Origin of the sequence: Vibrio sp. 10N.222.55.C6 (assembly GCF_041473395.1) — a bacterium.
GTDB classification, from domain to species: domain Bacteria; phylum Pseudomonadota; class Gammaproteobacteria; order Enterobacterales; family Vibrionaceae; genus Vibrio; species Vibrio crassostreae_C.
Genome location: NZ_JBFRSD010000550.1, coordinates 1 through 485, shown reverse-complemented (window position 1 = coordinate 485; position 485 = coordinate 1). Strand labels below are relative to the sequence as shown.

Below are 485 nucleotides of genomic sequence, written 5' to 3'. Positions count from 1 at the left end.
TAAGTCGTAAGTGTACAAAATCACTGGTTTTTTAAGATTAGTATAATCAAACATCGTAGAGGAATAGTCTGTAATCATGATATCGGATACTATATATAGCTCCTGAATATCAGGATAGTTAGATACGTCATATGCAAAATCTTCTACACCAGTAAGATCTAAGTTGTCCGCTATTAAATAATGCATTCTTAGCAAGATAATAGCACTATCACCAAACTTCTCCTTCAACCTACAAAGATCAAGTTTAAGGTTAAACCCGTACTGCTTATCTGTTCTTTTCTGGTCATCACGCCAAGTTGGGCAATACAGAATGACTTTTTTATCACCTTCAATGTTAAGGGAGTTTTTTACTTTTAATACATCACTTTCAGAATGATTTATGAGAATATCATTTCTTGGATAGCCACATTCAACAATTATATCTTTATCTACACCAAATGATGATTGAAAAACTTTTGTTGAAAATTTGTTAGCCGATACTAAGT

Annotated in this window: 1 protein-coding gene; it reads right to left on the bottom strand. The window is 32.2% G+C overall.

What is annotated here, in order from left to right; genetic code table 11:
- Positions 1-485 (bottom strand): CDP-glycerol glycerophosphotransferase family protein (locus AB4486_RS25030; protein ID WP_372119402.1); only part of this gene is annotated, 485 nt, incomplete at both ends.